Source organism: Moorena sp. SIO4E2 (genome assembly GCF_010671945.1).
Classification (GTDB): Bacteria; Cyanobacteriota; Cyanobacteriia; order Cyanobacteriales; family Coleofasciculaceae; genus Moorena; species Moorena producens.
In genome coordinates this window covers 1-8,712 of the sequence record NZ_JAAHIE010000317.1, presented here as the reverse complement: position 1 = coordinate 8,712, position 8,712 = coordinate 1, and the positions used below count along the sequence as shown (strand labels likewise).

The 8,712-nt window shown below is 43.7% G+C and carries 4 protein-coding genes and 1 pseudogene; 2 read left to right on the top strand and 3 right to left on the bottom strand.

Features of this window, described 5'->3' with window-relative positions; translation table 11 throughout:
- Positions 1-63: 63 nt before the first annotated feature.
- A pseudogene (locus tag F6K37_RS25490) lies at positions 64-195 on the top strand (IS630 family transposase); the annotation flags it as partial.
- Between the two features lie 637 nt (positions 196-832).
- Positions 833-2,470: a signal peptidase I gene (gene lepB, locus F6K37_RS25485; RefSeq protein ID WP_008189639.1), complete on the top strand. Its 1,638-nt coding sequence runs from the start codon at positions 833-835 to the stop codon at positions 2,468-2,470.
- A gap of 193 nt (positions 2,471-2,663) precedes the next feature.
- Here the strand turns inward: lepB and F6K37_RS25480 are convergent, their stop codons facing one another.
- From F6K37_RS25480 to F6K37_RS25470, 3 genes are all read right to left on the bottom strand, one after another.
- Complete coding sequence (locus F6K37_RS25480) at positions 2,664-3,671, bottom strand: thioesterase domain-containing protein (RefSeq protein WP_287253007.1); 1,008 nt, start codon at positions 3,669-3,671, stop codon at positions 2,664-2,666.
- Between the two features lie 12 nt (positions 3,672-3,683).
- On the bottom strand, positions 3,684-4,856 hold the full coding sequence (locus tag F6K37_RS25475) for a transposase (RefSeq protein ID WP_287253005.1): 1,173 nt from the start codon (positions 4,854-4,856) through the stop codon (positions 3,684-3,686).
- Between the two features lie 73 nt (positions 4,857-4,929).
- Positions 4,930-8,712: non-ribosomal peptide synthetase (locus F6K37_RS25470; protein WP_287253003.1), on the bottom strand; the 3,783-nt coding region annotated here is incomplete at its 5' end.

Here is an 8,712-nt window from a genome sequence, read left to right as displayed (position 1 = left end):
TTCGCGTAGCGTGGCCCATTCGCGTAGCGTGGCCTTTTGGCCAAGGCCAAGGAGCATCGCACTAAAAAACTTAAAATCCACCACAGCCCCAAACATAGCTCCTGGCTCAATATCGCAGAAATCGAACTCTCGGCAATGACCAGGCAATGGCTTAATCCTAGAATTCGTGATCTCCATACCCTCAAATCTGAAATCGCTCCATAGAACCAACAGAAAAATACTCAAAACCTAAAAGGTTATTAACAGTTATACTGACCAAAATGCCAGAACTGAAGTTCCCCCATACAAACGTACTACCTGTCTCTCAAAGCTTTACTGCGCTTACATTTTGATAGTGTAGAACTAATGTACTACTGGGTACAAATCTCTCTAAGCCTTGTTTAGTGGGAGTTTCGGCTGGATTACCGGTTTTTAGTCTAAGCTCCCATTGTAGTGCATACCCTAACCAAAAACAAGTTTTTACATGGCGGAGGAGTTGCATTGAACTGTCGCAAGTTAAGCTAAAATAAATGGCAACAGTGTACACCCTTCATTGCACGAGTACGCTACAATTTATTCATAGCAATAGGTTCAGCCGTTTTCCCTCGTCAGTCTGTACCCAGTAATACTGTTGTTCTACAACCCTCAAAGCTAGGATTGGCAGTACTTTTGGACTTATTTAGTACATGTGTACGGGGGAACTTCAGCCAGAATTTAACTTAAATTCATGTATCCAAAAAATTGAAATTTTTAATAAATCTAACTTTTAGCAGATTAATTTATCTCAAACTTTGATTTCAATTTAATTGAATTGAGTAGATTTTTACAAGCATCACTGCGATAGTTTACAATAATGAGCCATCAGAACATTACCGGATTAGCTAAGCAAGGCAATCCAAAAGCGATCGCGGCATTAATCAACCATTCTCTCAAATCCAAAGGCATTAGAGCTAAAGTTAAACTCAGAGATGACTGCTTGTCTGTGTTGCTAGAGTCAACTCAAGTACCAAATCAAGAAGAATTAGTAGCTTTCCTTCGTAAAAAAATCATCGCTTTGGAAGTTGAATCGATTAGAACCGTCAAGGTTTATGGATGTCAGTTGGGTAAAAACTCCCCAGATTGGCGTGAAACAATCCAGTTAGTACTCCACCAAAAAAATTTTGATGACTCCAAAGTAGGAGAGCTATTGAGCAGAGGCACTCAAGAGCAGATCGAAACGAACGAAAGTGACGATCACAATCAAATTGTTGGAGTACCAGAGAGCCTTGCTGCTTTCAACCCGGTACCGATATCGTCGTCGGATAATACCACTTCAAATGATGTACCTATAGAAGACAGCATAGTTCAACAGCCCAAGAGTGCTGTCAATGCTAAAAGTTATAAGTATAATAATGCTAATAAAAGTCGAAAAAATCTGATTAATGACGAGTCATTATCTGGAAAAGAACCTTGGTTAGCTGTAATTTTATCAAAGTTTTTGCCTGGGCTTGGGCAGATATACTCCGGTGAAATTATTAGAGGATTGTGGATAATATCTATTATAAATGTACTGTTTTACTTGGGATTAATTCTAATCTTAACTCCTAAAGTTGAATTGGTAATCGGCTTCCTCTGCTGGTTAGCTATGATGCTGCTCTGGTTATGGAATCTCTTTGATGCTCATCAATGTGCCATAAAAGCGAATAGTGCAAGCTTTGAAGAATTGAGAAAAAGAGACAAAGACCCCTGGCTGGCTGTATTTTTATCAGGAGTAATACCTGGTTGGCCTGGTTTGGGGCATTTATACATTAAGAAATTTGGGCTGGGTATTTTATTCTTTATTATTGTTATAGTTTTAGGATTTTTTCCCTTAGCGCCACTGATTTTTTCCGGTTTTGTTGCTTATCATGCTTACTCGGCTTCACCAGTTCGTAGAGAAAGAACGAAAAATTTTATAGTAACCATTTCTTTACTCCTAATGATTTTTGGTATTTGTGAGTTTGGTTTGCAGTTTTGTTGGAAAGCATATGTTGCAGAAGCTCGCTACATACCTGCTGGTGGGATGTTACCTACGCTCCAAATTAATGACCGCCTGATTATTGAAAAGTTAAGTTATCGCTTCAAAGATCCAGAGAGAGGAGATATCATAGTATTTAACCCTACTGATACTCTCAAAAAGCAAAACTTAACGCAGGCATTTATTAAACGTGTAGTTGGTTTACCAGGTGACAAAGTAGAACTTAAAGATGGAAAGGTCTACATTAATAATCAACCATTAGCAGAAGACTATATTGCTGATGGTCAACCAACAGTGATGAATGCTTGTAAATCTGTACCGCAACCCTATTTGTGTAAACCGGTGACACTGCCACCTAACTCCTATCTGGTACTAGGTGATAACCGGGAAAACAGCTACGATAGCCGCCATTGGGGGGTTGTTCCCAGAGAGAACATTATTGGTAAAGCATTCATAATCTACTGGCCTCGCGATCGCAGCGGTATAACCTTGTGAAATTGATGTACATTGTCTGGTTCGAGTCTTGAACCATTTCCCGAATCATGACAGCAAAGTAAGCACTCCAAGCAGCATCAGCATGAATAGTCAACTCTAGTCCCAAACAAAGAAGTGTTTTGAGTGACATACTCCCGACGTTGCCCTAACGGGACAACGCGGGCTTCTTGCCAACACCACCCAACGGTATCGGCTAAAGTTTCAACAGTTCAGCTAACACCTGAACATAAGGTTCACTCAACATAGTAGTATGGTTTCCAGGAACAACATTAACCTCCACGGGTTGCCTAGAAAGCTGATTCCATCCCCAAGTTGGATCCGTGGGAACTTCACCAAGCATTCCCAATTTATCCTGATAAACTTCGCTGGTGCGGAACAGGGTAATCCGACCTTGATAACCTGCTTGTGGGAGATAACTCATAACAGCCAATTCATCAGCTTTAATCGTTTGAACAATCCCACGCACTCGTTCAATTCCTGAATTAGGTGGCAACAGATTGACGGTTTCCATCTGTTGTTTGAGATGGTTTAATTGGGCTAATGGAGTTAGAGGTTTGAGGGTTTCATAAGAAATCTCTAGATTTTTCCCAGATAACATTTCGAGGATATGGGCAATATTAGTCAACCATCGGGCATCATCCCAATCTAGCTGTTTTGGGGTGCTACCAGGAAGTGGGGCGGGAAGGTCAAATAGGGCGAGTAGGGCGACCGTTTCTCCCTTCTGTTGTAGCTGTTGTGCCATTTCAAAGGCAACCAGAACCCCAAAGGAATGACCACCGAGGAAGTACGGACCAGAGGGTTGAATGGTTTGGATAGCTTTCAGGTAATAGGCAGCTATTTGTTCAACACTACTAAAAGGTTCCGACACCCCATCCAAGGATGGAGGTTGCAAAGCGTAAAAAGGTTGGTCGTTTCCCAGATGACGGGCGAGTTGGTGGAAGTACACCACATTGCCACCGGAACCAGGCATACAGAAGAAAGGTAGTTGATTTCCTTGGGGTTGAATGGCAACTAAGGGAGACCAAGAGTGAGTATCAATGTTTTGGCCCAGTAGAATGGCTAATTGTTCTATCGTTGCTCCTTGGAAAAGGGCGGCTAAAGATAGATTTTTGCCAAATTGTTTCTCAATGTCAGCCATCAGACGCACTGCTAACAGAGAATGACCACCGAGGCTGACTGACGGACACTTTTTTTTGTACATTTAGCAGTACATTTAGGCGCAGGCATCAAATTCCTGAATCAGGCAGAAGGTAATCTTCTGATAATAGCGGTCACGAGCTTTTTGGGAAGGGAAACAAGGAGTAGAGTCAAGATAGACCAAGTGGTCAAGGCGTAAAAAGGAATAAGCTTTGTGAACAAAGGAATTAAGCCACCGGACACCGATTTTTAGATAGCTAAGTCCACGACGAAAATGGGCATCAACCTGACGACGTAAACCGTCTTTTTGGACAGCCATGCCAACTAAAGTTGCGAAAAGAACCGCAATAGCAATGACCAAATAGAGGCGTTCAAGTCGCTCAGCACAACGAACTCGAGACATTTCCCACTGAAAAACCCCAGACTTGCTATCTAAAAACAGATGTTCAATACGAAAACGCAAGCCATATTGCCAAAAGGTCTTCAAGGTGGGAGGTTCATCTGTGATAATTGCCCAATTATCCTTCGCGGCAGGTACTGCCGCCAGAGCGAGATGAGCCTTAAGTTGAGCATCTTCCCATAAACCAACATTTTTGTAGAAAACCGCTTCTCGTTTGGGGGGATATAACTCACGAATGCTATATCCAAAGCCTCGACGGTGGACACCGTGAATCAGAGTATCGGACGGTAGACGGATCGCCCAGTGCCAATGGGTTAATTGTAACCATTTCAATAAATCGTGATTGGCAAATCCCCTATCCGCCAACAACATCACGTCTGGGAAATTTGCCAGATATTGATACCCTTGTTCGAGTAAGGGGGCATATTTCTCCCAGGCGACACTGGCACTTTTGTGTTCTAACCCTAACCACAGGAGTGGTAATGCTCTCCCTCCCCCAATCACCGATAGGTAGACAAAGCAGTATTTATTCCACAATTGGGTACTATCCAAGGCTAAGTATAATCTTCCCTGCTTCCATTGTGATATTGCCTTGAGAACTAGCGGTACATAGATTTCTTTGATCTTGACCCGATCATTCCCTAAAAACCGACGCCATCGTTTTTGATTGCTGTCTTCTTGGATAGCTCGACTTTGGACATAGCTACCCCATTCCCCCTGATTCACCTTTTGGCTCCCTAGTAACGCCGCCACCATCCATGCCAACGTCACTATATGTCTGATATCAACAAATTTGCTACCTGCTCTTAGGTAGCTATACACTTGTGAGTAGATTTTTTTCTGGGTCATAATTGGGATTTTTCTTGACTACCCCATTTACCCAGATTTTTCTGTTTTGTCCAACCCCTTCCCTACTTACTTTTCAACCACTTGTGTCCGTCAGCAAGCCACCGAGGTCAAAGAAGTTGTCTCGGACTCCGATAGGAGAAACACCGAGAATCTCTGACCAAATTTGAGCTAGTCGTAATTCTAGGGAGTCGCGGGGGGCAACAAAACTGGTTTCACGAATTAAACTTGAAGCATCGGGAACAGGTAAACCACGACGGTTGACTTTGCCGTTAGGAGTCAGGGGCATTGCTTCGAGAAAGACAAAAGCAGCAGGAATCATGTAGTGGGGTAGCTTAGTTTTGAGGAAGGAACGCAAATCATTGATCGTAGTTTTTCCCTCATTGGTAATTAAATAGGCAACCAGGCGTTTGTCTCCTGGAATGTCCTCGCGGGCAATGACTACAGCTTCTCGCACCTTGGAATGTTGGGCAAGTACTGCTTCAATTTCTCCAAGTTCGATGCGGAAACCTCGAATTTTTACTTGATGATCAATACGTCCAATAAACTCTATATTTCCATCGGGTAAATAACGAGCTAAATCCCCAGTTTTGTAGAGGCGAGAACCGGGTTTATTGCTAAACGGGTTAGGGATAAACTTTTGCTCTGTTAATTCGGGACGGTTGAGATAGCCTCGGGCTAAACCCACGCCACCAATATGGAGTTCTCCGGGTACACCAATGGGTACGGGTTGGAGATGTTTGTCCAGGATATAGATAACGGTGTTGGCAATCGGACGACCGATCGGTGGTTTGTGATTGATGTTGGTACATTCGGCTACAGTTGCAAAAACAGTAGATTCTGTCGGTCCGTAGGCATTGAAAAAGCGCCGACCCACTGACCATTGCTCTACCAACTCTTTGGGACAAGCTTCTCCGGCCACAATAATATTCTCTAAGGTTGGCAGAGTTTGATTGCTCAAAGTTGCTAACGCTGATGGTGACAAAGTGACATGAGTAATGGCTTGCTTTTGTAATAACTCTATTAACTCTGCTCCGGGTCGCAATGATTCAGTCGTTCCCATAAATAGTCGCGCCCCAGAACAAATGCTCATCACAATTTCCCAGATTGAAACATCAAAACTAAAAGACGCAAACTGGAGAATGCGACTGTTTTGCTCGACATCAAAAAGTCTATTGTGAGCGAAAGCTAAATTGCACAATCCTTGATGAGCAACCATAACTCCTTTCGGTTTGCCCGTTGAACCCGATGTATACATCACATAAGCCAAGTTGTTAGATTTTGTTTGATGAACAGGGTTCTGTTGGGGTTTTGAGTTAATCCCATTCCAATCTGCATCCAACAATACCACCTGAGCCTGTGTTTCTGGAAGTCGATCACGCAACTTAGATTGTGTTAACAAAACTGGCACTGCAGAATCTTCCAGCATATAGGCAATACGTTCGGTAGGATAATTAGGATCTAATGGCACATAAGCTCCACCGGCTTTAAGAATGCCCAACAATCCGACCACCATCTCCAGAGAACGTTCGACACAGATGCCCACTAATACCTCTGGTCTTACCCCCAGAGTTTGCAAATAATGCGCCAGTTGATTGGCTTGACAATTTAACTCGTGATAAGTTAATTCTTGCTCTTCAAATACTACCGCCACTGCATCCGGTGTTCTTTCTACTTGTTCCTCAAACAACTGATGAATGCACTTATCCTGGGGATAGTAAACCTGGGTATCATTCCACTCCACTAACAGTTGATGACGCTCTTTTTCCGTTAACAGAGGTAATTCATAAATGCTTTGGTTGGGATTGATAACAATTCCCTCTAGCAAAGTATTTAAATGCCCGCTCATCCGCTTAATTGTAGTGGCATCAAACAAATCAGTGTTGTATTCAGTCAGAAGAATCATTCCCTCCGATTCTTCCTGTAAGAGATAGAAAGTGATGTCAAACTTAGAAATCTCAGGGTCTACCTCGAAGTAAAACGCCTTCCATCCTAACTTGTCTTCGGTTACTAGAGGTGGATCGATGGTGAAAGCCACCTGAAAGATGGGATTTTGGTTGACTTGGTAATCGGGATGAAGGGCTTCTACCACCTTCTGGAACGGCACATCTTGATGGGAGTAAGCTGATAAACAGACATTCCGGACTCGTTTTAACAGTTCGCAGAAACTAGGGTTGCCGCTGAGGTCACTACGCAAGACTAAAGCATTGAGAAAGTTTCCAACGATTCCTTCTAACTCCGGTCGATCCCGTTGGGAAATAACAGTACCCAGAACAATATCTTCCTGGGTCGAATAGCGATAAAGTAAAACTTTGATTGCTGTGGCGAAGGTCACAAATAAGGTAACACTTTCTTGACGGCTAAGAGAAATGAGCTTTTCGATTAAGTCAAAGGGCAGTCGGTGACGAAGAAATGAACCGGTAAAAGTGGTTTGGGGAGTGCGAGGACGGTCAGTGGGAAGTTGTAACTGGGGTAAATTTTCTAGTTTTTTCTCCCAGTAGGCAAGCTGATGGGACAGAACTTTTCCCTGTAACCGCTGGCGTTGCCAAACCGCAAAATCGGCATATTGTATGGGTAATGCTGGCAGAGGTGACGGTAAACCTTGAGAAAATGCCGTATAAATAATTTCTAATTCCTGGATAATATGCACAAATGATTCGGCATCTATAACACTGTGATGAATAGCGGAGTAGAGCCGATAGTTGTCTGAAGCAAGCTGAATCAGAGTAGCTCGCAGCAAGGGGCCTCGGGTGAGGTCAAATTCTTGGCGAAGCTGTTCGGTGGCAATACGCACCGCTTCTGTTTCTCGTTTTGTTTCTGACCATTCTCGCAAATCGACAATCGGTAAAGCAAATGCAGATGGTGGCTGAATTTCCTGGCAAGGTTGACCGTTAACAACTGAATAGGTCGTCCGCAGAATTTCGTGACGGCGGATGAGTTCCGTCAAACTTTCTTCCAATGCAGGAATATTGATATCTCCACCTAGATGAATGCTCAAGGTTTCGTTGTAGACTGGTTTTTCTGGCGTTAACTGGTTGAGAAACCACAGTTGTTCTTGCCCAAAAGATAAAGGAATGGTTTGCTCTCGTGAAATGGGTTGTAGGGGTGGTCCAATAGTTAATCCCTCTTGCTGAAGAACCTCCTTGGCTAACTCAGCAACTGTGGGAAACTCAAATAAGCAATTCAGGGGTAATTCTACCTGGAAGCGATCGCGCACTAGCCCGATAATTTTGGTGGCTAACAAGGAATCTCCGCCTAATTCAATAAAGTTGTCGTGAACTCCGATGGGAGAAACACCCAGAATCTCTGACCAAATTTGAGCTAGTTGCAGTTCTACCGAATCCCGGGGGGCAACAAAACTGGTTTCACGAATCAAACTTGAAGCATCGGGAATTGGTAGAGCCTTGCGATCGACTTTGCCACTGGGTGTTAAGGGTAAAGCTTCTAAGGTCACAAAAGTCCCAGGCACCATGTAGTCTGGTAACTTTTCGGAAAGAAAGCGGCGCAGTTGACCGGAAGTCGGGATTTGCCCCTCATGTGGACAAACATAGGCGACTAAGCGCTTATCCCCTGGTTGGTCTTCTCGGACAATCACCGCAGTCTGCCGCAGGTCGGGGTGTTGGGCAAATATTGCTTCAATTTCCCCAACTTCGATCCGGAAACCCCGCACCTTGACCTGATTATCGATGCGACCGAGATATTCGATATTGCCATCGGGTAAATAACGGGCTAAGTCTCCAGTTTTGTAAAGGCCCGACCCCTGTTCTTGACTAAAGGGATTGGCAATAAATCGTTCTGCGGTCAAGTCAGGACGGTTGAGATAGCCTCGGGCTAGGCAAACTCCCCCGATGTACAACTC